The sequence below is a fragment of the Enterovirga sp. CN4-39 genome (assembly GCF_049446235.1).
In the GTDB taxonomy this organism is placed as follows: Bacteria; Pseudomonadota; Alphaproteobacteria; order Rhizobiales; family Beijerinckiaceae; genus Enterovirga.
Genome location: NZ_JBMSEF010000005.1, coordinates 191,655 through 217,548, shown reverse-complemented (window position 1 = coordinate 217,548; position 25,894 = coordinate 191,655). Strand labels below are relative to the sequence as shown.

Annotated in this window: 21 protein-coding genes; 16 read left to right on the top strand and 5 right to left on the bottom strand. The window is 64.8% G+C overall.

The window, feature by feature from the left end:
* Positions 1–223: 223 nt before the first annotated feature.
* Genes ACO2SS_RS11145 through ACO2SS_RS11105 form a run of 9 tightly spaced genes read left to right on the top strand, consistent with a single transcriptional unit; the run spans position 224 to position 10,562 of the window.
* Positions 224–1,057, top strand: a complete 834-nt coding sequence (locus tag ACO2SS_RS11145) for a phage capsid protein (protein WP_423277709.1) — start codon at positions 224–226, stop codon at positions 1,055–1,057.
* 18 nt (positions 1,058–1,075) lie between these two features.
* Entirely contained in the window at positions 1,076–1,369 is a 294-nt protein-coding gene (locus ACO2SS_RS11140; RefSeq protein WP_423277708.1) for a hypothetical protein, read from the top strand.
* A gap of 52 nt (positions 1,370–1,421) precedes the next feature.
* Positions 1,422–1,901 (top strand): hypothetical protein, encoded by a 480-nt coding sequence (locus tag ACO2SS_RS11135; protein WP_423277707.1) that lies wholly within the window; start codon positions 1,422–1,424, stop codon positions 1,899–1,901.
* A 44-nt stretch (positions 1,902–1,945) separates the two neighbouring features.
* A complete protein-coding gene (locus ACO2SS_RS11130; protein ID WP_423277706.1) occupies positions 1,946–2,335 on the top strand; it encodes a hypothetical protein in 390 nt (129 codons plus the stop codon).
* The gene (locus ACO2SS_RS11125) at positions 2,335–3,417 is read left to right on the top strand and encodes a hypothetical protein (protein ID WP_423277705.1); all 1,083 of its coding nucleotides are present in this window, start codon (positions 2,335–2,337) and stop codon (positions 3,415–3,417) included. The genes ACO2SS_RS11130 and ACO2SS_RS11125 overlap by 1 nt, the downstream gene beginning before the upstream one ends.
* A 2-nt stretch (positions 3,418–3,419) precedes the next feature.
* On the top strand, positions 3,420–6,149 hold the full coding sequence (locus ACO2SS_RS11120; protein WP_423277704.1) for a hypothetical protein: 2,730 nt from the start codon (positions 3,420–3,422) through the stop codon (positions 6,147–6,149).
* Complete coding sequence (locus tag ACO2SS_RS11115) at positions 6,115–6,474, top strand: hypothetical protein (protein ID WP_423277703.1); 360 nt, start codon at positions 6,115–6,117, stop codon at positions 6,472–6,474. Before ACO2SS_RS11120 ends, ACO2SS_RS11115 begins: the two co-directional genes overlap by 35 nt.
* Positions 6,459–7,001, top strand: coding sequence for a hypothetical protein (locus tag ACO2SS_RS11110; protein WP_423277702.1), 543 nt, complete (start codon positions 6,459–6,461; stop codon positions 6,999–7,001). The genes ACO2SS_RS11115 and ACO2SS_RS11110 overlap by 16 nt, the downstream gene beginning before the upstream one ends.
* Entirely contained in the window at positions 7,002–10,562 is a 3,561-nt protein-coding gene (locus tag ACO2SS_RS11105; protein ID WP_423277701.1) for a hypothetical protein, read from the top strand. It begins immediately after the preceding gene.
* On the opposite strand, the gene ACO2SS_RS11100 is transcribed toward ACO2SS_RS11105, so the two are convergent.
* The gene (locus tag ACO2SS_RS11100; protein WP_423277700.1) at positions 10,556–10,846 is read right to left on the bottom strand and encodes a hypothetical protein; all 291 of its coding nucleotides are present in this window, start codon (positions 10,844–10,846) and stop codon (positions 10,556–10,558) included. The two genes, ACO2SS_RS11105 and ACO2SS_RS11100, sit on opposite strands and share 7 nt — an antisense overlap.
* A 101-nt stretch (positions 10,847–10,947) precedes the next feature.
* On the opposite strand from ACO2SS_RS11100, the gene ACO2SS_RS11095 reads away from it, so the two are divergent.
* From ACO2SS_RS11095 to ACO2SS_RS11065, 7 genes are all read left to right on the top strand, one after another.
* Positions 10,948–15,168 (top strand): hypothetical protein, encoded by a 4,221-nt coding sequence (locus tag ACO2SS_RS11095; protein WP_423277699.1) that lies wholly within the window; start codon positions 10,948–10,950, stop codon positions 15,166–15,168.
* A 106-nt stretch (positions 15,169–15,274) separates the two neighbouring features.
* On the top strand, positions 15,275–17,095 hold the full coding sequence (locus ACO2SS_RS11090; protein WP_423277698.1) for a hypothetical protein: 1,821 nt from the start codon (positions 15,275–15,277) through the stop codon (positions 17,093–17,095).
* A 168-nt stretch (positions 17,096–17,263) separates the two neighbouring features.
* Positions 17,264–18,436: a phage tail tip lysozyme gene (locus ACO2SS_RS11085; RefSeq protein WP_423277697.1), complete on the top strand. Its 1,173-nt coding sequence runs from the start codon at positions 17,264–17,266 to the stop codon at positions 18,434–18,436.
* A gap of 338 nt (positions 18,437–18,774) precedes the next feature.
* A complete protein-coding gene (locus ACO2SS_RS11080) occupies positions 18,775–18,918 on the top strand; it encodes a hypothetical protein (RefSeq protein ID WP_423277696.1) in 144 nt (47 codons plus the stop codon).
* Entirely contained in the window at positions 18,915–19,349 is a 435-nt protein-coding gene (locus ACO2SS_RS11075) for a hypothetical protein (RefSeq protein WP_423277695.1), read from the top strand. The genes ACO2SS_RS11080 and ACO2SS_RS11075 overlap by 4 nt, the downstream gene beginning before the upstream one ends.
* 69 nt (positions 19,350–19,418) lie before the next feature.
* A complete protein-coding gene (locus ACO2SS_RS11070) occupies positions 19,419–21,278 on the top strand; it encodes a M14 family metallopeptidase (protein ID WP_423277694.1) in 1,860 nt (619 codons plus the stop codon).
* Between the two features lie 106 nt (positions 21,279–21,384).
* On the top strand, positions 21,385–22,047 hold the full coding sequence (locus ACO2SS_RS11065) for a hypothetical protein (protein ID WP_423277693.1): 663 nt from the start codon (positions 21,385–21,387) through the stop codon (positions 22,045–22,047).
* 2 nt (positions 22,048–22,049) lie between these two features.
* Here ACO2SS_RS11065 and ACO2SS_RS11060 read toward each other — a convergent pair whose 3' ends face one another.
* The 4 genes from ACO2SS_RS11060 to ACO2SS_RS11045 form a co-directional block, all read right to left on the bottom strand.
* The gene (locus ACO2SS_RS11060; protein WP_423277692.1) at positions 22,050–22,955 is read right to left on the bottom strand and encodes a D-alanyl-D-alanine carboxypeptidase family protein; all 906 of its coding nucleotides are present in this window, start codon (positions 22,953–22,955) and stop codon (positions 22,050–22,052) included.
* Between the two features lie 9 nt (positions 22,956–22,964).
* Positions 22,965–24,266 (bottom strand): hypothetical protein, encoded by a 1,302-nt coding sequence (locus ACO2SS_RS11055; RefSeq protein ID WP_423277691.1) that lies wholly within the window; start codon positions 24,264–24,266, stop codon positions 22,965–22,967.
* Between the two features lie 469 nt (positions 24,267–24,735).
* The gene (locus ACO2SS_RS11050; protein ID WP_423277690.1) at positions 24,736–25,023 is read right to left on the bottom strand and encodes a hypothetical protein; all 288 of its coding nucleotides are present in this window, start codon (positions 25,021–25,023) and stop codon (positions 24,736–24,738) included.
* 403 nt (positions 25,024–25,426) lie between these two features.
* Positions 25,427–25,675 carry a hypothetical protein gene (locus ACO2SS_RS11045; protein WP_423277689.1) on the bottom strand — a complete coding sequence of 83 codons (249 nt, stop codon included), beginning with the start codon at positions 25,673–25,675 and terminating at the stop codon, positions 25,427–25,429.
* Positions 25,676–25,894: the final 219 nt, after the last annotated feature.

Genomic DNA, 25,894 nt, shown 5'->3' with positions numbered 1-25,894 from the left:
ATCTAGCTTCGCTCTCACCTGAGAGCAAGAACCCGACGACCTGACGGACAACCCGCATAGCGGCCCCGGAAGCCTCGTCGCCCACCACCACAAGCCAACGAGAAGCCCCGCACCCTGCGGCTCATAGGGCGGCCCTCACCAGAGGCAACCCGCTCTCCAGCCGCGCCCTCGCGGACAACCCGATCGACGGCCCTCCCGAACCTCCCAGACACAGGAGACCGGAATGGCTACGAGCGTTCCCGTCACTCATTATCGCAACGAGTTCGTTGCGGGTTTCGAGGCCCGCCAGTCGGCGGCACGCAACACCGTCACCACCGAGGCGATGGTCAACGGCAAGGAAGCCGTCTTCCTCATCGTCAACACGAACCGCGAGGCCGTCACCCGCGGGCCGAACGGACTGATCCCGGCTGCGGTCGACGACCAGAGCCAGGTCACCGTGCAGCTCAAGGAGAAGCACGACCTCGTCCAGCGCACCCGGTTCAACATCTTCACGGACCAGGGCGACCAGCGCCGCATCATGCAGGAAGGCGGCATGGCGGTGATCAACCGGGACATCGACGCGGAGATCTTCGCGGCGCTGCTCTCCGGGACGATCTCCTTCCCCTCCGCGTCCATGACGAAGGCGGCGGTCAACGAGGCCATCGTCCGTCTCGGCAACGCCAAGGTGCCGCGCCGCGACATCTTCGGGGCCCTCACCCCCGCGGCCTGGGCGGAACTCTCCGACCTGCAGTCCTTCGCGTCGGCTGACTACGTCAACGACCGTCCGCTCGTCGAGGGCATGCCCGAGCCGACCCGGATGAAGGATTGGATGGGCGTGAAGTGGTACGTCCCCGAGACGGACCTTCCCGGCCAGGGCACATCCACCGCCTCCTGCTTCGTCTACTCCAAGAACGCTGTCGGCCACGCGATCAACCGCGCGGGCATCGGCGTCTTCGGCGGCTACGACGAGGAGCAGGACTACTACTGGGCGCGTCACTCGCTCGATCACGGCGCCAAGCTCCTGCTCAACGCAGGCGTCGTCGAGATCGTCCACGACGACACGACCCTCAGCGCCTAACCGGAAGGAGAAGGCATCATGGCATATTCGACTTCCGCACCCCCGGTCGCGATGCACCACGCCGGCATCGCCAATCCCACGGGCGCCCAGCACTGGGCTCTTTCCGGGACCGACGCTGTCACGGCCGTCCGTGTGACCGGCTACATCTCGAACGCCAAGACGCTCGGGATGAAGAAGGGCGACATCGTCTGGTACACGAAGACCGACGCCTCCCCGATCACCTGCCAGATCATGATCGTCTCGGCGATCAACGCGAATGGCTCGGCCGACCTCTCCGATGGGGTCGCTGTGACCGGCACCAACACGGACTGAAGACCACCAGGGGCGGGCTTCGGCCCGCCTCTCCCTCTCGCATGGGTGAACCATGATCCAGCTTTCCCCGACCGCCCTCAAGCAGGCAGGCTTCGGCTTCAACCGCTACGACGTGCTGATCCCCAAGGGGGTCCCGTTCTCGGCTCTGCTCGTGCCGGAGTTCTGGACCAATGTCGGCATGCGCCTGCGCCGGTTCGATGTCGTCCGCGCGGTGGCGGATGACGGTGCCTTCGACGCGGAACTGACCGTGGCGAACGACCCCGCCCCGAAGCCCGGCTTTGCCTCCCTCCCGAACGTGCAGATGCGGCTCCTCCGTTACTGGGACCCGTCCATGGAGGACACGCAGGCCATCGGGGAGATCGCGGGCGACACGGAGGTCGGCTTCCGTGCCGAATGGGGCGGCCCGAACCACAAGTACCGCGTCATAGACCCGAACGGCGGGGTGATCGCCAAGGGCATGACTTCGCAGGCTGAAGCGGATGCGTGGCTGGCCGCCCATCTCGACCAGCGTGCCGGGCGTCAGGCGGCGTGACGACGATCGCTTACCGGTCCGGCGTTCTCGCGGCCGATACGGGCATGACCCGCGGCGCGACTCTCGCTGGGCGCATCGTGAAGATCCACAGCGCTACAGGGGGGAGACTTGCCGCCGCGGCGGGCCGGGCTTCCTACAATGGCGCGTTTCTCAGGTGGGCGGACATCATGGATGGCGATCCGCCTGAGGCCAAATCAGATGATGACTGCCACGACACCGGCATCATCTTCGAACGAGATGGCCGCATCATGCTTTTCGAGCCTGACGGCTGGTTCGAAGCCAGCGCCCCTTACTTCGCCATAGGCTCCGGCCGCGACCAAGCTCTTGGCGCTATGTTCATGGGCGCTGGGGCGGAAGACGCGATCCGGGCAGCTATCGCGCACGATGTATGGACGAACGGCGATGTCGTCACGCTGAGGCATGGTGACGCCTGATGGCCACAAAGCTCTCCGTTTGGAACGATGCGCTCCGCATCCTGGGCGAGCACCCGCTCTCCAGCCTTTCGGAGAACGTCGAGCCGCGATATGTCATCGAAGCCGAGTACGACGCAGCCGTTGTGTTCGTGCTGCGCTCCGCGAGCTGGCGCTTCGCTCTCGTTACTGCCGTCCTCACCCATGACGCCGGCCTTCCGAGCGTCCCCGGCTACACTTACACCTTCGGCAAGCCGGAAGGCTGGCAGCTGACCCACGCGCTCTTTCTTCAGGCGGACGGTGCGCGCGAATGCCCGTTCGACGCGAAAGAGTACCTCAGCACGATCCATGCAAATGCCGCGTCGTCTATCCTCATCCGGTTCGTGTCGGGTGCGCCGACGTTCCGGGACGAGGCGATCTGGCCGGTGCATTTCGCGAAGGCGGTCTCCTCGTATCTCGCATCTGTCATCGCAGAGCGGCTGACGGGCAGCGCTGATTCATCCGCCATGGCTGTCGAGACGTTCCGTCAGTTCATGGCCGATGCTGTTTCTCGGGACGCCATCCCACCTGACCGCTGGCTCCCCTTCCAACTCGACGGCACCCTGAGATCGGCGACGGCCGCGGTCCTCGAGCACGAGTCGTGGCGCTTCGCAACCAAGACCGTCACCCTGACGCCATCAGGGACAGCATCGGCCGGGTTCGGCTATCGCTTCGCCAAGCCCGCCGATTGGGCCAAGACGGTCGACGCTTACGACCTGGTCGGAGGAGGCCGGGTCAATCTCCCTTACCGGGATGAAGGCGGCGCCCTGCACGCCGACCGCAGCACGATCACGCTGCGGTACATCTCGACGGACGGAGCCGAATCTCAGGCCTGGCCCGAAGCGTTCAGTGACGCGGTCTACGCGCGTTGCCTCTATCAGTCGGCAACCACTCCAGAGGGGGTGGCCAACGCCCTGAAGCTCTACAAGGACCGGATCAAGGACGCTGACAACCGCAACGAACTGAACGAGGTACACCGCGTCGTCGGGCCCGGTCGCTTCGCGGCGGCGCGGAGAGGCGGCGTGGGCCGGTTCGGCTATGGCCGTGAGCAGGGCTGGCCGATCTAACGATGTCCGGCCTGAACGCACCGCTTCTGAGCCTGAATGCCGGCACGGTCTCCAAGCTTGCCTTGGCGCGCGTCGACCTGGCCAAGATGCGCCTTGCCATGGAGGTTCAGACCAACCTCCTGCCGAAGGTCATGGGCCCGGCTGAGTTCAGGCCAGGGACGGAGTACCTGACATCGACGAGGGATAACCAGCCCGCCCGGCTGATCCCCTTCGTCTACAACACCGCCACGACGGCCGATATCGAGCTGACGCCAAACCGGATGCGTATCCTGCTCGACGACGGACCGCTGACGCGCCCGGCCGTCTCCGCTGTCATCACCAACCCGGACTTCCCGGCCGACCTGTCCGGCTGGACGAGCATCGACGAAACGGGGGCGTCATCGTTTTGGGGCGGCTTCGGCCGGATGGACCTTCTCGGGACGGGGTTCAATTATGCCGGGCGCCGCCAAGAGGTCGCAACGAGCAACGCAGGGACGGAGCATTCCCTCCGCATCCTGATCGGCCGGGGGCCGGTCGTTCTTCGCATCGGATCGGCTGCCGGCTACGACGATCTCCTGGCCGAAACAAGTCTTTCGGCGGGGTGGCACAGCATCGCCTTCACGCCCACTGGGGGCTCATTCTGGGTAGACGTGAGAGGTCTAGAGGAGTCGGCTCGGGTCGTTAATTTCATCCAGATCGAGTCCGCCGTCACGGTCGAGATCGAGACCCCGTGGGGCACCAACGACATCGCGAATGTTCGGTACGATCAATCCAGCGACGTTCTGTTCTGCGCCGCCGGGGGCCACCGCCAACAGCGTATCGAGCGGAGGTCGCAGCGGTCCTGGTCGATCGTGGGCTACCTCACCGATGACGGGCCGTTCCTCTCGCCGAACCTCACGGCGACCACGATGACGGCAGATTCGACGTTCGGCATCGTCACGGTCACTTCGTCTCGCCCGGTTTTCACGACCGGCCACGTCGGCAGTTTGCTGCGCATGACCACTGCGGGCCAGAGCGCTTCGGCAAACCTGGCCGGCGCGGAACAATGGTCGGACGCGATCCGGGTCACGGGCGTCTCGTCTGATGGCTCCAACTCGCGGTCTATCGGTGTCGCGGTCACCGGGACCTGGGCGGGGACCGTGAAACTCCAGCGCTCCCTCGCGGAGCCGGGGGCCTGGACGGATGTTGCGAGCTACGCAACCAACCAGGGGTTGTTCTACGACGACGAGCTGGACAACCAGATCGTCTATTACCGGGTCGGGTTTCCGAGCGGGGGGTACACGTCGGGGGTCGCGTCGGTTGCGCTGACCTATGGCAGCGGCGTGCAAACGGGCATCGTTCGTATCGACGCGGTGAACAGCACAACGTCGGTGTCAGGCTACTTCCTGAGGCCGATCAGCAGCGCCTCCGCGGCGACCGTGGATTGGGCAGAGGGTTCCTGGTCGGAAGGTCGGGGCTGGCCCACCTCTGTTGCCTTCCATGACGGCCGGCTCTGGTGGTTCCGGCGAGGCATGACCTACGGGTCGGTCTCCGACGCCTACCATAGCTTCGACGCCGATCTGGCGGGGGATGCCGGGCCGATCCAGCGCTCGATCGCCACGGGTGGCAACGAGGGGATCAACTGGGCGCTCTCCCTTCAGAGGCTGCTTGTCGGGACCGCGGCGCAGGAGGTGTCGATCCGCTCCTCCTCGTTCGATGAGCCCTTGACGCCGACCGCCTTCACGGCCCGGAGTTGCTCGACGCGAGGGAGCGCAAATCTCGCGGCGGTCGAGGTCGATACGGCGGGTATCTTCGTCCAGCGGGACGGCAAGCACGTCTTCGAACTGGCATACGACGTTCAGGGGCAGGACTACGCATCGGCGAACCTGACCCGCATCAACGAGGACATCTGCGCCCCCGGCGTGGTGGACATCGCGGTTCAGCGCCAGCCGGACACGCGCATCTGGTTCGTGCTCGCGAATGGAGATTGTGCGGTCCTGACCAGGGAACGCGCCGACGAGGTGGCGGCCTGGACGCTGGTGACCTCCACGCACGGGGCTTTCGAGGCGGTGAGCGTGACCCCGGGCCAGGACCAGGACGACGTGAAGTTCGTCGTCCGCCGCGTCATCGGCGGGGTCACGAAACGGTATATCGAGCGCCTTCGGGGCGCCGGGGAGTGCATCGGCGGAACCCTGTCCCGCAACCTGGACTGCCACGTCACCTATAGCGGGGCTCCCACGACGGTCATCCCCGGGCTCAGCCATCTCGAGGGGCAGGCCGTCGCGGTGTGGGGGGATGGCCGGACCATCGTGTCCGGGCGGAGCACCGTTGCCGTGTCGGGTGGCTCCGTGACGCTGCCCGCGGCCGTGTCCAACGCCGTCGTCGGGATTCCCTACGCCTGGCGCCTGAAGACGACGAAGCTCGCCTATGGCGCCCGTCAAGGATCGACGCCGCTTCTCCAGCGTAAGCGTGTCGACCATGTCGGGTTCGTGGCGCAGCACTTCGGATGGAAGGGCACCCGCATCGGAAGAGATTTCGACACGATGCGGGATCTCAGCTCGATCCTCGACGGGCGGACGCTCTCTCCTGACGAGACGATCGAGGATTACGACTACGACGCGACCTCTTTCCCGGGCGGCTGGTCGACGGACGCCCGGGTCTGCGTCGAGGGTGTTTCGCCATATCCGGCGACGATCCTAGGGATGGTCATCGGCATGAACGCGAACGAACGGGGCCTCGGTGGCAACCCGCGTCCGTCTGGCGAAGGCGGCTGATTTCGTCCGCGCCTTCGGGCGCGAGCCGCCGGCCAAGGTCTGGTTCGGGATGGTGGCGGAGACGGACGGCGAGCCGGTCGGGTTCGGCACCGTCGTCTGGGACGAATACGGCCGGGCCTGGGGCGCCTTCGACAGGATCGGGCCGGTCTCGGCCTTCACGATGCACAAGACGGCGCAGACGGTCATGGGCTGGCTCGCACGGACGGGCCAATCGGCCCTCTACGTCCAGTGCAGCGAGACGATACCGGGCGCTCAGTTCTGGCTCGAAAGGTTGGGGTTTCACCATGAAGCAGATGGGATCTGGGTGAAATGCCTCACGACCTGAGCGTCGGACGCTTTCTCTTCTCCGCATCTCTGCTGCGGGACCCGCTGACGGCAACGCTCGGGGTCATCAGCGGCATCGGGACGATCGGCGGGAGCATCTTGCAGGCCGGCGCGGCTCGGGATCAGGCCGAAGCCGCCGCGCGCGCTCAAGAGATGGAAGCGGCCGCACTGGAGCGTGAGGCTGCGGAGAAGCAGGCCGCCGCGCAACGCCAGGCCATCACGGAAGGCCGGAAGACGGACCTTGTCCTGTCGCGTACGCAGGCCCTCGCGGCGGCAAGCGGGGGCGGAGCTACGGACCCGACCGTGCTCGACATCATGGGCGATGCGGCAGGGCAGGGCGCCTATAACTCGGCGGCAGCGATCTATGAGGGCGCAGCGCAGGCACGCGGGCTCGAGGAGCGCGCGGAGCTTTCCCGCTTCAGGGCCAGGGAGAGCAGGCGAGCGGCAGGGCCCGCCGCAGCGGCGGCCATCCTGTCCGGCATCACGGGCATGGCTGACAAGGGCCTGAGCCTGAGGAGATTCCGGTAAATGCCGCGTCTTCCCTCCGCGGAGCAACTTGGGCGCCGTGATCCACGCGCAGCTTACAGCGCGCCCAACTATCCGACCGACTCCCCGGTTGCCCAGGCCAATGCTGCGCTCGGGCGCGCCGCTCAGGGTTTGGGCCACGTCTTTGGCACGGCAGCTGTCGAGCGAGACAATGAGGCCATCACCCGCGCCGACGTTCTCAACGTAGCCGAGCAGCAGTCGGGCTGGACGACCGACAAGCTGGAACTCGATCGGCGGTTCACGGTCGGCGCAGAGGGGGCGGATACCGATTACGGGACGTGGTCTACCCGGCATGCGGCTGAGTTGGAGCAGCGGCGGCAGGCGCGGGCTGCAGCCATTGCCGATCCAAACAAGCGCGCCCTATTCCTCGCCCACACTGCCGACGATGCGGCGGCAAGCGCCCAACGTGTCGTGGCTCGTGCTTCGGAGGTCGTCAGGACAGAGAACCGGACGCGCTTTGTTCAGTCCTATGACCAGGACATTTCGAACGAAACCGCCCCGAACGCGACGGACGGGGACCGGGAACGCATCCGGGCGGAAAGGCTCGCGAAGGTCGATAGCGCGGCCAAGACGGGCCTGCTGACGCCAGCCGAAGCGCTGGAGCTGAAGCGGAGCGGAGACAGCCGCAGCGCAAAGCTGATCCTCGATCAACTGCCCCCTCAGGAGAGGGTTCAGCTGTTCGGCTCCCCCGCCGAACGCCCGAGCCTGAAGGGGCTCAAGCTGAAGAGTGGCGAAGCTGTGGCCGGTGGGGACATCCACCCCGCTACGGTGGGACTCGCCCACTCGATCCAGCAAGCTGTCCCTGATCTGCGTTACTTCTCCGCGTTCAACGACGACTATCATAAGGGCACTTCGTCTAGGCACGCCAAAGGGTTGGGCATGGACTTTACGGTCCAGGATGCGGCCAACAGCGGGCAGGCGGCCCAAACGGCGAAGGGCCTGCTCCTCAAGGCCGGGCTGAGCGAGAACGACTTCGAGGTCATCGACGAGTACAAGAGCCCGTCTGCGCGTTCGACCGGCGGGCACATCCACGTTGCGTTCCGGACGCCGGAAGCGGCGGCGAAGTTCTCAGGGATCGGGGGCGCGCCGCAGTCGGCCACGGCGAGCCTTGTGGACCGGATCGTCGGTGTGGAATCGGCGGGCGATCCCAACGCGAAGAACCCCAACTCCTCGGCGACAGGGGCAGGCCAGTTCATTGCCTCGACGTGGATCGGGATGGTGCGGAAGTACCGCCCCGAGATAGCGGGCACCATGGGGCGGGACGATATCCTTGCTCTGAGGAACGACCCGGCTCTGTCCCGCGAGATGGTCGCTCGCTATGCGGAAGAGAACGCGGCGACGCTGAAGGCCGCGGGCATCGAGCCGACGCCGGGGCGAATCTATCTGGCGCATTTTCTCGGCCCGGAGGGCGCGAAGGCGGTGCTCAGCGCTGGGGCCGATACGCCGATCTCGGATCTCGTCGGCGCCGATGCGGTCAGCGCAAATCGCTCTATCCTCGCTGGTAAGACCGCGGCGCAGGTCCAGGCATGGGCCGACCAGAAGATGGGCGCCTCCGGTGGCGGGGCTGTGTCGCCCTACAGCCGATATGTAGAGCGGCTCTCGCCAGAGGAGCGGAACGCCCTCTACAAGACATCTGTCACGGGCGCGGTTCAAGTCGCGCTCCAGAGGGCAGAGCAGTACGAGAACGCCGTTCTGAATTTCTCGGCAGGCCGCGGGGCCCTGCCGTCGCGGGAGGCGATCGAGGCCGATCCGCAGCTGGACCTCGCGCGGCGTAATGCAGTGCTGCGGCTGTACGATGCTGCGACTGGCGGCCGGGCCGCACAGCAACAGGGCACGCTCGTCGAGATGTACGAGCGCAACTTCATCGACGCTCAGGAAGGCGCTGGCGAACTCGTCGAGCGCTCGGCCATCGAGAATGACCCGCGCCTCGACCTCAAGCAGAAGAACGACCTCCTCAGGAAGCGCGATCAGGTCCGGCGCGTCGCAGACACGGGGGCTCTCCAGGCATCAGAGAAGCAGCGAAAGGAGGCTGCGGAAAACAGGGAGCAGACCTACAACCGCATGCTCATCGAGGCCGAGCGTGGAGCGGCGCAGCTGCCGGCCCGGACGGTCATCGAGAACGATGCGACACTCGACGAGAAGCAGCGCAACGTGCTGCTGACCAAGTTCGACAAGGCATCGGAGAGCGTGGGGCAGCTCGGCGCGGCCGTGTCCCGGCTCCAAGCAGGGCAACTCGACGGCATGGGCTTCTCGAAGGATGCTCAGAAGGATGTCGATCGGATCATTACGGCGAACATGCCCATCCCCGCAGTACTATTCGCGGAGGACGAGGAAGGCGCCCGATCCCGCTCGCGGGTGACAGAGATCGCGCGGCGGGTTGGCTACGTCCCGGACGTGGCGACGGACATGATCCGCGGCGGCCTGACCTCCGCAGACCCCGCTCGAACCGAGATGGCGCTCTCCTTCGCATCACAGATCATGAGCGCCAACCCGAACGCGTTCGCGACATCTCAGGGGGCGAACGAGATCCAGCAAGCAGTCTCACAGTTCGAGTTCCATGTGAACACGCGGGGACAGAGCCTGCGGGACGCTGCCACCATCATCGCCATGCAGAATGACCCGCAGTGGCGCGCGAAGAACAAGCGCTCGGAAGAAGACCTGCGATCCTTTGAGAAGGGGATCCGGGATGATGATGCCGGGCTCAAGGAGTTGCGCCGGCACCTCTCTTCCTTTTCGGTCGGGCCCGTCACGATCGGCCGCCCCCAGGCGGGGTTCACGGCAGGCGCTGAGAACGAGCTTCTGACGGACTACCTGATCTCGGCGCGCTATCACTACGAGCGAACCGGCGATGCCGAAGCGGCGAAGAAGATCGCCCGCAATGAACTCCTCGGCGACCCCGCCAAGGGCAATCGTGGGGTATACGGGGCGACTTGGTTCAACGGCTCCCGGACGCTGATGAAGTTCGCGCCCGATGCCGCACCCGGCTATCCGGCCATGCCCGACACCGGGCACGAATACGTCGCGGATCAGGCGGTGGCGCACATCAAGGCGACGACCGGCCTCGACATCAAGAAGAGCGACATCATCATCGATATGGCGACTCGGCCGCGGGATACGGCGGAGGCCTTCAAACAAGGGGTCCGGGTCCCGTACCGGCTCCTCTATCGGGATAAGGATGGGCTCATCCAGGAGGCCAGGCCAAACGTTCGGGAGGGGTGGGCTGCTGACCCCGTGAAGGCCCGGGCTGAGTTCGATGAGCGGTCGAGCATGATGGCCGTGGAAAGTCGGGCTCGCGCCGCTGGCCCCGCGGTCCCAGGGCCGGAGGCGATCACGACGCCGTCTAACCCAGGGCGCGCGCCGACCGCCGCCCTTGAGGCAGAGCGGCGCGAGCAGGAGGCCTTGCGGCAAAGGGTAGAGGACCAGAAGGCCTTCTATGCGCGCCAGCGAGCCGCAGATCTGGAGAATGAGCGGAAACGTCGGGAGGCGCTAGACGCGCCTTCGGCGCCCCGCAAAGGGCAGCCAGGCCGCGGCGCTATTCAGTAGGCCTTGGGGGGAGAGATCAGACGGGCGGCCATCTCGGGGAACCAGTAGCGGGACCACGTGATAGCGCTCATGCAGCCCCCCTTCGGGTGCTGCTCGAAGCTCGCCGCTTCGGCCGCGAGACTCACATCGATCGCTTGCTGATTGGCGCGGGGCGAGCCGGGACCGACGCTTTCGGCCCCCAGTTTCAGGAACAGTTCGTCCCACGCCTTACTGTCCACCCGGTAGCCCAAGGCCGGGCAGTGCTTCTCGACCCCAGCGCGGTAGCCCATCGCGCTCACGGCCATGATGTGCACAGGCGGGCGAGCGGGTGGGGCGAACTGAGCCCCGGCCGACCCCGCCCATAAGGGCAGCGAGAGAATCGCAATGATGCGCATGTACGAGAGATATGGAACCGAACGCCTCGCCTGACAACTCGGCGTTGCCGTCCGTCTTCCCCGGAGGGTCGGCCGGCGCCCCAGCGGCGCCGCTATCCTTTGCGCCCGTGGGCTTCGACGAGATCAACAAGGGCTCGGACGCGCTCGATAGGCCGTCGCTTCTGGGTGCTGCGTTCCGGACGGAGAACGTCGTCGGATCGGGCATTGCTTCGAACGCGCTTGGCGTGTCGAACGACCTCGACCCGATCTTCGACGCTTGGAGCGCAGTGAAGGGCACGAGCTTCGAGCCCCATTGGGGCAGGTTGTCGGGCGCCTTGAATCCGACGCGCATGGCGGCGCTCATGCGGGACATCACGCGAGAGGAGGAGGACAGGAAGACCCTCGCGGGCAGCCCGGTTCTGGGCACCCTCGCCAGCATGGGCGCCTCGATCGTTGACGTTCCGACGCTGCTCCCCGGCGGGGCGCTCGCACGAGGCGGTGCGCTCGGGTACTCGGTCGGCCGATCCGCCCTCGCCGTGGGAGCCGCAGCCGCGGCCGGCACGGCTGTCCAGGAAGCGGGCTTGCAGGCCACGCAGCAGACGCGGCCGCTCACGGACACTGCCATCGCAATCGGCGGTTCGGCGATCGTCGGCGGGCTTCTCGGGGCGGCCGGCGCCCACCTGTTCACGAATGCCGAGTGGAACCAACTCGCGAAGAAGGCCGACGCGGTCCTTCAGGAGGCGCAAGGGGCACAGCAGCGGCTTTCCGATTTCGAGGCCGGAGCGCGAGAGGCCGCGAACAACAACATGCCCCTGGCTGATGCCGGTGCCGCAGCGGTTCCGGCGCCACGCATTGAGGATTTGACCCTGTCGGGGAAGGCGGCCCGCGCGGTGGGCGCCGCAACAGCATGGCTTAACCCGTCGCTCCGGCTCGGCAGTTCGCCGTCTCCAGAGGTCCGAGCTGTCAGCGAGAAGCTTCTCAAGAACAGCCTATACCTCAACATGCACGATGAGGGCCGGACCCTCGGCGTCGCGGCCGAAACGGCCATGATCGAGCATATGGGCGCCTATGCCCGCTCGGTGCAGGCAATGGATGCCATCTACGGCGAGGCCCGGAAATCGGGGCTCAACATCGCGCCCGACGAGTTCAACCGTGTGGTTGGGCGAGCTATGCGTCGGAACGACACGGCGGACCCGGCAGACGCGCAGCTGTGGGAGCCGGTCAAGCGGTTGGTCGACGAGTCGGACGATGCGTACTCGGCCCGCATCCGCGCGGCAGCCGAGCCTGTTTCACGGGCCGCCAAGGCATGGCGAGAGACCCTGATCGAGCCCCTGAAGGAGCAGGCGATCAAGCAGGGTCTTCTCCCCGAAGATGTCTCGGTTGAGACCGCGGCCTCGTATTTCTCCCGTGTCTGGCGGCGGGAGATGATGGTGGCCCAAGAAGGGGCGTTCAAAGCAAAGGTCGCGGAATACTACTCGCGGGCCGTCGAGGGCGAATACGGCAAGGCGGTTCAGTCCCTCACGTCGCGGTTCTCGCGGATCGATCGCGAACTCGAGGATCTTCAACTCGGCCCTGAGCAAAGGACCGCGGCGCTCGCTGAGATCGAGGGGCGGCTTGAGCAGCTTCCGTCCAGAGTTTCCACCGAGACGATCGAACGAGCGGACAGGCTAAGCCAGATCCGGGCCGATCTCCGCCTCGCCCGGGAAGGCGGGGACACTGCGCTCGTCGCGCAATCGCGCGATGCCATCAAGCAGATCGAACAGGAGGGCGGACAGGAACTCGTCGACTTTCTGAAAGAGAGGGCGACACTCCGTTCCCGCATGAACACGGTCAGCATGAACACGGCTGGCCTTCGTGAGCGTTCGGACGAGATACTCAACCGGCTGGCGGACCTGGAAGAAGCGAACCTCCGGTCGATGGGGCGTCTCGTCCAAAAGGGCGAGCAGCTCCAGCGGGAACTGGATCGTCTCGACCCGGAAAGGCTGGAGGCCCGCGTTGGCCAGCTGCGCGATCAATTCGAGGCGGCGGCGCAACGCGCGGAAGCCTCGGCCGAGCGGGCCAGGCGCGACATCGAACGGGTCAAGACACAGGCCCAGCGTCGGCTCGACAAGGAGGCCACAAACGCTCAGCGGGCCTCGGTAGAGGCAGGGCTCCTGCCCGCGGACCAGAAGGCCGGGAAGCTGGGCGAGGCGTCTGCGGCCCGCCAGCGCGCCCTTGAGACGGCAGCGAAACGTGACGCAGCGGTACAGGCTAGACTTGAGAAGGAAGCGCTTCGTCAGGCGCGCCGCGCGGAGGATCTCACCCGGATCGCCCGCCGCCTGGAAACGGCAGAGCGCTTCGACCGGCAAGGCATCCTGGACGAGGTCATGGCCGGCGTCGGGCGGCTCAAAGAAGAGGTCTCTGGCGCATCGCTGCGCCGGGGCGAGCGGGCGGCGCGTTTGACCGATCGGCTGAAGGAGCTCGACCCTGCGCGCGTTGAGGCCCGGGTGAAGACCTTGGCGCAGATGCGTAAGGACATCGAGCGCCGCTTCTACGACACGTGGGAAATCGCGCGGGGCGGCGAGGGGGTCGACGCCGCAGGAGGCGGGAAGGCCGACTTCTCCGAGATGGGGAGGACCATCGCGGACGCCGTCTTCGATCGACTGACGGGGCGGGACTTGCAGACGATGCCCTCCGGGCTCGGCATCACGGTGAAAGCCCGTGGGCCGCTGGCCGAGCGCACGTTCAATGTTCCGGATCAGCTCATCGAGGAATTCCTCGAAGATGACGTGAGCCAGGTCGGGAAGCGATATGCCCGCGTCATGGGTGCCGATGTCGAGTTGGCGCGGAACTTCCAAGGGGACCCAACGCTCCAGAAGGCCATCGACGCCATCAAAGCCGACTACGAGAAGCTTCGGGCGGGGGTGAGCGACGAGGCGCAGCTGAGAGCCCTCGACGGGCGCCAGAAAGCCGACATCGCGGATATCGAGGCGCTCCGAGACATGCTGCGCGGGAACGTGAGCGCGTCGCACGCGGAGCAGAGCTTCGACCGGATCGTCCGGGTTGCGAACATGATGAACTACGTCCGCTTGATGGGCGGGGTGGTTGTTGCGTCCTTGGCAGACGTGGTGCGCGTGCCAATGGTTCACGGCCTCAAGTCGCTCGGGGTCGGTCCGCTCGCAGCCACGCTCGGCAGCACCCTCAAAAAGGAAGCTATCCAGCTATCTGTCAGGGAGGCCCAACTCGCCGGCAACGTCCTAGAGAAGGTGCACAACTCGAGGCTGGCAGCCATCATCGACGTGACGGACCCGTATCGGACGAAGAGCGCCGCGGAAGTCTTCATGGAGAAGATGACCGACGTTGCCTCCAAGTGGAACGGCATCCGCAAGTGGACCGACACGATGAAGGGCTGGGCCTCCGTCGTGACGCAGAACCGGGTCCTGGAGGGTGTCTCACGGTATGGGGATCTGCCCGCCAGTGAACGGCGCTATCTCGCATTCCTGGGCATCGACAAGAACATGGCGGAGCGGATTGCCCGCTTGGCAGAGCAGCACGGCAACATCACTGAAGGGGTGCGCGTCGCCGGGACGGCGGCGTGGGACGACGAAGCGGCTCGCCGTGTCTTCTACGGTGCCATCAACAAGGACGTGGATTCGATCATCATCCAGCAGTCCAGGGGTGATGTCCCGCTGTTCGCCAACACTCCTCTCGGGCGGATGGCGCTTCAGTTCAAGAGCTTCGCCCTCGCTTCGAACCAGCGCGTTCTCATGCGGGGCCTGCAAGAGGACCAGGCGCGGTTCTGGGGCGGCGTGATTGCGTCGTCCGCGGTCGGCATGATGATCGCGTATATCAAGGCGATCGAAAGCAATCGGGCGCACCAACTCTCTGACAACCCAGGCTACTGGCTGACGGAAGGCCTGGACCGCTCCGGCATCCTCGCGATCCCGTTCGAGCTGTCGAACACGGCCGAGAAGCTGAACATCTACGGCGCAAAAAGGGCGGCGATCGATATCGGCGAGGTCTTGTTCCCGGGGGTGTCCGGGAAGGAAGGGCCGAGCCGGTACGGCTCCCGCGGCAAGATGAGTTCTCTGTTCGGGCCGACTGTCGGCTTCGCGGAGGACGTGGCCACTGTCCTCTCGATCCCGGAAGCCTTGGCTCGCGATGGCGAGGTCAAGGACGTGCAGCGTAACGCGGTGAAGAACCTCGTGCCGTTCGGCTCATATACCGGCGTCAAGCAGTTCCTGAATTTCGCGGTCCTGCCCCCCGGCAACTAGCCGCCCCAAGTCCTATCCCGTCCGCAAGGGCCGCCCGGAGGGGCGGCCTTTTTCATGTCGCGCCAAGGCCCCGCTCCAACGGGGCCTTTTTCTATGGGAACTCGCCATGGCCTATAAGCCCTACGACCAGCTGACCGTGATGGTGGATTCGATCGGCGGCGGCGCGCTGCGCATCCACCATCTGGCGGCCGAAGACGACCTCGAAACGGTCACCTCGCCCGGCTACCTGCACGACGCCGAGAAGTGGGGTATCCGCGAAGCCGACTTCGTCATCATCACGACGGCGGACAGCAAGACCGAACTTGCGACCGTTGCCGAGATCACGGCGAGCGGCGCGGCGACCCTCGATCTCGACCCGAGCTACCTCAACACGCTCGGCACGTTCCTGGCGGCGCCGCGGCTCCCCCAGCACATCAAGACCATGACCATGGTCGGTCACACCATGCCCGGCGACGTGGGGCGCCCGTTCCGGATCTCCCGGATGGGGTCTGCCCCGCTTCAGCCGAAGGCATGGCACTATCCGCGGCCGGACGGCTCATGGTGGTACCTCGACGAATGCGAGGACATCGAGCCCGAATTCTTCGGTGGGTTCGGTGCCCCGCCCGCGGTCTCCGACGGCTCTCTCCCGGATGCAACCGCTGGCATCCAGGCCGCTATCGATTTCGTGGCCGGCATTGGCAAGGGCAAGGTGAAGTTCCGGGGCATGTGGTCGTACAAGATCACCTCTCCCCTCGTGATCCATCAGCGCGAAGGGTTCGTGAGCGACCCCGACAACGTCGCGAACAAGCCCGGCATCCACTGGAACCGCATCCCTCAGATACGCCTCTCCTCAGACGGGGATGCGCGGATCGTGGCCGGGGCGGCGATGACCCGGATGCTCTACTACACCGACAATTCGAGCGGCCAGTACCCGCCCTATTCGACACTCATCGAAGGCATCTCCTTCGACGGCGCAAACCTCGCGAATCGCTGCATCGAGAACTTCTACGCCTTCAACCTCCGCATCGTCCGGTGCAAATTCATCCGGGCGGTGTTCGGATACTACAACAACGGCGCTGGCATCGCCTCTATACACTACAACAAGTTCTTCACTCGGTTCGGCGTGTACAACATCAAGGGGGGAGATAACGAGATTTACGAGAATGACTTCTATCCGATGGAGGATGGAGCGGGCGTTTATCTCGCGTGCGGCACGGGCAACGAGCGGATCCACAACAACACGTTCACTGTCCTGCCTGGCCAGGAGCCGGCTTTTGGCGTTCACGTCAACGCAAAGGATACGGCTGGCGTGCCGGCCGGCGCCGAGTACGGCATTCTCGGCACTATCCGGAACGTGAAGGTCAACAACAACGAGTTCAACAACACCTCGCGGGCGGTCCTCCTGACGGCAATGGACGCCACCGAACGTGCTGCCTGGGTCGCCTCCCATCCTGGATTCGCCTTCCCGTTCACGTCGCTCGGCGAAGACCGCAACCTGTTTGGCGTCGAGATCGAAGGCAACCACGTCTTCGGCAGCACCAGCCCGGCCAATGTGGCGTTGCTCGATGCGACCGACGCGAAGGACATCCGGGTCGGCCCGAACTTCGTCGGGCAGACCTACTTCGAGTCCCAGAACCAGGAAATCGCCATCGCCACGGTACGCTGCCTGGACGTGGCGGTGAGCGGCGGAAAGTACGACGGGTGCGAGGCGCCGATGTACTTCACCGACTCCAGCCGTGTGGCCGTTACCGACGTGAACTTCGTCCGTGGCGGGTCCGCTCTGAACGCCAACATCGTCTTTGACGGGGGCGGCGCGACGCACTCGGTAGACGGGTGCAAATTCACGGGTGGGACGGGGTACAGCACGGTTGCCGTCGCGGTCCTGAACGGCGCGACGGTCACCACCTCCAACAACCGCAACTGGGGCTCCGTCACGACCGGGCTGTAATTGCGGCCGTGCCTCTCTGGCGCTTCTACGTCTTCACGGGCTGCTGGCAGCAGACCTCCGACCCACAGTTCCAGGGAACCCCCGAAGAAGCAGAGCAGCGCGCCGTAGCAATCGGCGTGCGCCTTGGCGCGCCTGTCTGCGCCGAGGAGATCGACCCAGGAGAAACCCATGACGCCAGCGTTCAAGGAGCGGGTCGAGAAGTTCGGCCCGCGGTTCAAAACTGACCTTGGCCTGACCAACCTTCAGGTTGCCGGCATGTTCGGGAACTTCGCAGTTGAGACTGGCGAGTTTAAGTACATGCAGGAAATCGCGCCCGTCGTGAAGGGCTCGAAAGGCGGCCGCGGCTGGGCTCAGTGGACCGGCTACACGAAGAACAACCCGCGCCGGAAGAACTTCGAGGAATGGTGCGCGGCCAAGGGCCTGAACCCGGACCACGATGAGGCCAATTACGGCTTCGTGGTGCACGAGCTGCGTGGGTCAGAGAAGGCAGCCCTGGCGGCCCTGAAGCGCACCAAGACGCTCGACACCGCGGCCGAGACCTTCATGAAGAAGTACGAGCGGCCGGGCGTTCCTCACCTCCAGAAGCGGAAGGACTACGCGCTGGAGGCGTTGCACGTTTTGGAAGCAGTCGTCGGGGTAGAGGCCGCGGGGAAGGCGGCCACCGCTCCGAAGCCGATCGAGGCCCCGAAGGTCCAGACCGTCGAGCCCACCGGCAAGAAGCCCGGCATCCTCGACGTGCTCGGCTCCCTCTTCGGCCGCAAGCCGTCGAAGCCTGCGGTGCCGGTCCTCGCTGAGAGCAAGGGCGACCCGACCATCTACTACGTCCAGAAGATGCTTCGGGAGCGCGCCTACTACCAGCAGGGCTTCGTGGACGGCCTCGACGGGCCGATGACACAGGAAGCGGTATCCCAGGCCCGCAAGGACAATGGCATGGGCGACGGCGGGGTGGACGATGAGTTCCTTCGCCGGCTGCCGTCCATGCCGCAGCGGCCGGTCTCGAAAGCTCGGGCGCAGATCAGCCTGCCGGACGCCATCAAGCACGCCCCCGAGCCGGCCTCAGGCGGTTTGACGAAGATCGGGGCCGGCATCCTGGCGACCATCTTGGGGGCCGGAACGTCCGATACCGTACAGCAGACGCTTGACGGCGCGAGCAAGGCCGTGACGGGGGCCAACGACTTGATCGGGCAGGCTCAGAACGGTCTCGCGACGGCTTCCCGCGTTGTGCTTTGGGTGGTCGACAACAAGACGCTGATCCTCATCGGGCTCGGCATCTGGGCTCTGCTCTGGGGAGTGAAACAGCTTGCGGATTTCTGGGCGAAGGTCCGCGCTGCGTGGTTCTAACCTTTTGAACCGACTATAGAAAATAAACCAGCGGCCCCCGGAGAAGGCTGGCACCAACTCCGGGAGCCTAACCACACGAAAGCCCGGGGGCTCTCGAATGGCTGACGCTAAGAGGCCGCGATTCCGCGGCGCCGCGCAAGATCCGACAACAGAGGCGCTATGCGGTGGCTCTTGATGATGAAGGCGGGCTCCCTCGCCGCACGCTCGACGAGCTTGCTGACCTACTCTCAAGGACTGCCGCAGCACCGATGCCTTCGACCTTCGCGGACCTCCCAAGGGAAACGCAAGCATGGCTCAAAGGCCTTCGCGAGGAGGACATCACGGAGATCCGAGAGGCCGTGAAGTTCCTGCGGGACGCCCGCACCGTTGGGCGCTTTGGCCGGTGGGCGATCCTGACCGCCGTCGCCTTCTTCGTCAGCGCCGTCACCTTCGGCGAAAAGATCCTGGTCGGCTGGAAATGGTTGATTGGGGCTCCAAAATGATCTGGCGCACCGTAACGCTCGGCACCGTGGGCCTGACGGCCGGCATCTTAGGCCTGTGGGTTGCTCAGCGGGAACCTCCCGTCCGCATCCTCCGGGCTACCGTGCTGACGCCCCAGGTCCCGCCAGGCGGGCAGCTCCGCATCGAGTACGATGTCGAGCGGGTGAAATCCTGCGGGCTGCGGGTCGACCGGCTGTTCTACGACAAAGACAGGGTCCGAAAGCCGCTCGAGCCGCTGGAATGGAACGTCGATCCGGGGCGGATCGGCCGCGACACGCTCCGGGTCGTGGTGGATGTGCCGCGCTCCTTCGCTGAAGGCCGGGCGATCTACCGAACCATTGCGCGCTACGAGTGCAACCTCGTGCACCGGCTATGGCCGATCATCCCGCCATCTCGGGACATTGAGTTCGAGGTGAAGGGCGCGCCCGTCTAAGCGCACCACACAACCTGAGCCTACCCCGCCCGCCTCTGGCGGGCTTTTTCATGTTCGAAAGGATGTCACATGCCCGAGCCGACTCTCCTTCAGCAGCTCGTCCGAAAGGTCGATCTGACCTCTGACAAGGAAGGTCTCAAGGCTGCGCTGAGTGAGGCGATCGATTTGCCCGAACAGGTCGGCGCGGCGATCGAGGCGCAGGTGCCGGGAATCGTTAGCGGTCAAGTAGAACCTCTCTCCAGTCAAGTGTCCGCGCTCGCAGCGGCTGTTGCGACCGGCGAAACTCTCCCGGCTTTGGCGGCGCGCACAGTGTCGGTCGAGCAAACGTCCGCCGCGCTCAACTCAGCAGCGGGGGGCGCCGCGAAGCTGGCGTACCTCTCCGAAGTGAGCAGCGGGGTCCTGAGCGACTTTCACTCGGGCGACGGTCCAGCTTGGGCGCTCGTCAGCGAAAACGGGCAAATCTTGCAGGAGGCGAACTCTCAAGGGGCCGTGACGGTCACGAGCACCACGGCTGAGTTCTACACCGGGAGCGATGGGGCTACGGAGTTGACCCTCGTCGATGAGGGTGGCGTCGTCCTCATGGAGTGGAACGGCGACGGGGAACCGGAGAATATCGCCCCCGAATTGACCGAGAACGTGGGCAAGCTCCTGGCGGTCATCACGCCGAATGAGCAAGGGTCGGTCACGGCGAAGTCGACCATTTCCGAATTCTTCAGTGGGAACGACGGCTCGGACGAATTTCTGCTGATCGACGAAGCGGGCGTTGTCCTTCTCGCGTGGGATGCTGACGGCGCCCCGCAGGATGTCGGTGGCGGGATCGACCCGGAGATCGAGAACCGCGTCGAAGAACTGGAAGGCTCGATCGTTGAACTCGGCTCGTCCGTTCAGGCTCTCGTGGATAGTGGCGTCCCGGGCTTTGCGAGCCTGCCGTCCACGGCAGAGGGCCTGGCGGCCGGCTCGCCGTTCACTGAAGCGAGGGCGCTAAGGTTCGTCCCCTCGTATTCAAGGTTCTACAGCCAACTGAACCCGATCACCAACGGACACCAGAGCGTCTACGACCACTATGACGAGTTGATGGCGGATTTCCCGGACTACATCACGCGCGTTACCCTAGGGAACGACGGTCTAGGCAACCCGATCCACCAGTACACGTTCGCCCCCGCTCGGCTGGTCAACGGCGGGTCGCAGCTGGAAGAACTGAAAAAGCCTAAGATCGTCTATTGCACCGGGACGCATGGCCTGGAGCGCACGGCGATGATCGGGGGCATGGCCTTCTTCGACGAGCTGTGCCGCGATTGGAAAAACCGGGACATGATGTTCGAGATGCGCTGGGGCTGCGACTTCGTCGTGGTCCCGTGCGTGAACCCATCGGGGATCGACCTCAACACGAGAGGGAACCACAACGGCGTCGACATCAACCGCAATGCGCCGAGCGGCTGGGAAGACGCAATCTCCGATCCGAGCAGCATCCAGTATCGGGGGCCATCTCCGTTGTCCGAGCCCGAGACGGTGATCGCAACCTCGCTGTCGACGCTCCATCCCGACGCCTGCGCGATGATCGACCACCACATGTCGAGTTCGATGGCATCGCAGGGCTATGCCCTCTGGGTCTCCACGGGCAATCCGCGGGCTGCGTCGATCGCGCTTCCGTTCCTGTACCAGATGACCGGCTATCTAAAGCGCGAGTTCGCCCAGGTCGATCAGAGCAATAGCGAGACCCAGCGGCTCGCCGGAATGATTATCGCCTCGCTGCACCGACACTGGCATGAGGCGGGTATCACGTCTTACCTGTTCGAGGTCCCGACGAGCATCGGATATTCGGACATCATCCATATCCGGCGCCACAACATCGAGGCTCTGCGTCGCTTCATGTGGGCAAATTACTGCGCCGAAGTCGAGCGTCGCCGCGTCGCCGCACTGTCTGTCTAGCACCAAAGGGGTCAGTATCATGAAAAGGTATCAAGTCGTCGGCGGGCTCAACCTTCCCGCGAGCCCGTCCGCTAAGCGCCTGACCCGCACCCCGGAGGGGATGGCGATGGCCGGCATTCCAGGCTGGAGCATCTTTTTGGACCCAGCCTATCTGTCGGGCGGGGCGCTCATCAACCGAGCCTTGCCGAACAACGTCACTCAGAACCTAGATGCCGCACAGACCCCGGCTACGTTCTCAAATGACGCGCCGGCGCTGTCGATGACCTCTGCGCGTCGCGTTCAACCCAACACCGCGGTTGATCCGAACGTCTGGACATTCTTCTGGGTCATCAACGGCTCGACGCCCACGTCGCTGATGGATCTGGCAGGCTCGGTCACGCCGGCGACCAGCCCCAACTTGTCGCTCAAGATCGGCATTTCCTCGGATGGGGCCAGGACGGGCATCTACCCGAACACGGCGACTGTCACGCCGCGCTTGGCCTACACACCCGGCAGCAATCTCTTCGGCCGTACGGCGCTGCTCATGTACACATTCTCGACCCGCGACGGGCTGCGGATCTACGAAAACGGGAACCTTGTCGCGACGGATGCCAGCGACAAGACACCCCTGACGAGCGGCTATACCGCAGGCCAGTGGCGGCTCTTCACGAACGCTCGGGGGCTCATCGGAATGACGGGGCACCTCAACATCGATCTTAGCTGGCCCGAATACGCAGCCCAGCGAGTGGCGATGGAGACGTTCCTGAAGGCGAAGTACGGGATCACCTAGCCTTACGGTCGACGAATTGCATCCCGCGCAGCGGCGACTAGCGCGCGAGCGTCGTTCGTTCGGTTGCGAGCTCCGCCGCTGTCAAGCGTGACGGCCACAACCCGCCTGCCCGCGATATCCCAAATCGCGACCAGGGCCCCCGTCTGAGACGATCGAGGAGAGGCGCCGGTCGAGCCGGTTTTCGCGCCAAGGAAGCCGTCATCTCGCGCCAAGGAAGCCGTCCGCGACTTTATCGAGTGGGCGCGTGCATTCGGGCCTGTGACCACGATGGTGTAAGTGGGAGCTCTCAAGACCTCAAGCACGTCCGGGTGGCGAGACGCCTCTGCTCCGATCAGGGCTAAATCTCGGGCAGTCGAGACTGGGCGACCTGACGCCCCCGAGGGAGCAGTGAAGTTGCTGGACCGGCATCCTAGCTCTTTCGCCACGACATTCATCTCTTCGACAAAACGAGCTATGTTTTCGTTCGTCGTCCCTGCTTTGGCCCCGCCCCTCTCCCTTATGAGCCGGCCGACGTAGTCGGCGATCGCCCTTGCTGCTTCGTTGCCGGAAGGCAGTATCATGGCGTAGGCAAGGGCGCCAAGGCTGACCTCGTCGCCCACCTGGAGCCGAGCGGTCGTCCCGTGCTCAAGGTGATCGCCCGTGATCACGACTTTCTGATCGCGATCAGCGACCCACCGATGCCACAAGATCAGTGTCAGCAGTTTAGAAGTCGAGGCCGGGTGGTCTTGCTCGTCTGGAGCGCGGGCGAGCAGAACACGCTTACTGATCGCGTCAATGACGATCCATCGCGGTGCGTGCAGGGAAGGTGACGGCTCCGGGATCGGGGTTAGCGCGAACGCTGCCCCTGTGCCCGCAAAGAAGTACATCGCGAGCACGGCGGCCGGCGGGCGAACAAGCGTGCCGAACATGCCTGAGCCTCACAGCGCCCGGAATTCAAGGGTGCCCCGGTATTCCGAAACGAGATCAGCGAAGGCTGTCTTGCGGCGCCGGCCGCTGTTCTCGAGCAGCACGGAGCCCGCCGCTTTCCGGAATCCGAATGCCTCGCGTGGGACACCGGCCTCTTCGGCGATCCGCCGCGGTATGGGGCGATCGTAGGTGCCGCCGATACGGTAGGGCTTCATCTCGTCGGATGCCCCCAGCTGCGCAATGGCCTCGTTCTGCTCGATACCGATGAATGGCACGGGCACATTGACGAAACCGAGCCCCTTGCGAAACTCGTCTAACCCGGAGCCGCTGTTGTCCCCGCGACGGATCTCGGGCCCGCTTGGGCAGCCCAGCGCCCAGGCCTTGTCCCCGTGGAACCCGGTGAGCACGATGGCGTCGGAAAGGTGCGGCGTGAACGTTGCGAAGAACAGACCTTCGGGTAGTCCGAGCGCAGCCATGAAGATATCATACTCATCGCCCAGGAGAGCGGAGTCCAGCACGGACTCGTTCCGATCTGCCACGCGGCGCTCATGGCCGGATCCAGGCCGGTCGTACTCGTAACACCGCAGTCCCAAAGCCTCTGCTACGGCCAGCCCGCTATCGTCCAGGTTCTTGCGGCCGACCCTCAGGGTCACCGCGGTGTCCGCACCTAAGCCTTTTGCAAGCGCCGCGCATGCTGCGCTGTCGTACCCCGCGCTGCAGGTCGTAATAACATTCGCGTACGGACTCTTCCGGTCGGACGATCGTGCGTTGCTTGCCAGCTGGTTCAGCACGGTCAGCAGGGTCGAGCGATAGGCCTCGAATGTCGTGAACGGGGTCGGGATTGTCGGCCGGGGGCGCTCGGAAAGTGCTCCTGTGGGCAGATCCAGGTCGAAGCCGCCAAAGTGGTATCGGTAAACCTGCCCGCTCGCCGTCTCGTACAACAGGCGAAGGTAATCTTTTGTCCCTTGCTTCGCCGAGCTTGATGCCTTCCGCAGAGCGTCGACGCTGGGCGGTGCCGCGTCTGGCGCGGCGGCGATCAGCGCGTGAACTGAGTTAGAGATCGTGTAATTCTGTCCGCTTCGAAAGCAGTAGACGCTCTCTAGGCAATGTGAAGGCGCAACCACCGACAATCGATCGGTGCCAAATACCACGCCAGAGCCGCAGACGAACCGTGCATCAAGCAGGCCATCTGCAGAGAACCGATCCGACCACGCCCCTTCCGCGATGAAACCGGGGCCGCTCTCAACCTTGTCTCCGCCTGAAAACTCAAAACCACTCCCGGTTGTCCGGACCACCCAAGTGTTGCGTCGCATTCTCGCTCTCAATCACCGTCGCCCCAATTGCACCACAGCCAGACTGGCGCGTCCACTTCCACGGGGCATGAGACCAATGCATACTGTCGCTTGATCGCTCTGACGGCGAGAATGGGCTATATCCCGACGAAGGGAACTGGAGTGCTCTCAATTGGCTTGGCTAAGACTTACACGGAATGGTGGCACAATATTAGTCAACACCGACAACATCCTTCGAATAACAACGTTGAATGGTCGGGGTCGGATCACTAGTGTAGGCAGACAGAAAGACGGCGCCCCTGATGCAATAGGCGTGGCAGAAACCCTCGAGCAAATTGAAGAGATGCTTCGAAGCGCCGGAGCGATGGGCGGAGGCGCTGACTCTGGGGCCGGGCCGGTCCGGGGCTCAAGGCGTAAGTCGCCCTAAGCTGCTGCCCATTTGTTTACGCTCCCAGCCCGCCCGGCTCAAACCGCGGCGGGTTTCTGCATCTCAGGGCTCCGGATCGGGGTCCATCACCCGTGCTCGCCGGGCCTCGCCGACATCCGGCTGTCCATGCCCCTGCGTTACCGGGTTGATCTGGTCGACGCTCTCGACCTTGCGGTGGCACTGGCGGCAGGAAAGGCGCCCGACCAGCGCGCGGATTTCGGTCTCAGGCGGGATGCGCCGCTTCAGCAGCCCGAACGGCCACATGGCCACTCGCCCGCACGAGCACTGGATCTCGAGCCCGTCGAAGCCGGCCTCTTCCATGTTGGCCAGGGTCGCGATGATCACCGCCATGGGCGGGAGCGTATCACCAGATCAGCGGCCAGGCCCACTTTGCGAATGCGGCTCCCGAGGCAACCCCGAGCACGAAGCCGATCAGAGCGTGCCGGCTCATCCCTCGTTCTGAGAGGCGGGCTCTTCTTCGTCTGACCATTCCGGCTTCGCGCCCGGCCGCCAGAACTTACCTTGGAGGCTGCCGCCCTTTTTGGCGGGGTATCCTTCGGCGAGGAGCATGGCCGTCCAGCCGTTGATCGGGCCGCGTCTTTCTCCCATTGTCTCAAGCCAGCATAGGGCGTTGTGCTCCCAGATGAGGGGCTGGCGCGCGCTTGCCCATGTTCCGTCTCGTGGCATCAGGGTTGAGGATAGCAAGTCCGCTAGGCAGCTCGCCGCGCGTTGGATTGCTAGATCATCGTCCATGTCATCCCTCGTTCTGAGAGGCGGGAGGGGAGAGGCGGGCTGCGGATCGGGCAGCCTCAACGCGCATCTCTGCGGTTCGCCGCTTGGCAGCCAACTGCGCCATATCGAGCTCGATCGCGGCGAGATCTGCTAGCTCTTCGTCAAGGGTCCGAAGGTTGTCCAGGTCGATATGTTCCGAGCGGAGATAAACTCCGTACCCTGATGAACTGTTGTCGATCCATCCGTCCTTGAGTGAAATCTGTTCGCTCATCTCACAGTCCTTTCCATATCGCTCTCCCCACCGCCGCCAGAAAAGCAAAAGCTAGAGCTAGACCGATCCAGTTTCCGCGGGGAGTGGGAGAGGGGTAGGGGCGTGGGCGCATAGATCGAGAACTCTCTTAGCAGCCAGAAGACTGTCCCGCTTCCCTTCGACCCACCACGCATCGCCATGGACAGGGTCTTCTTCCGGCTCGCCGCGCTGCTCGCATGT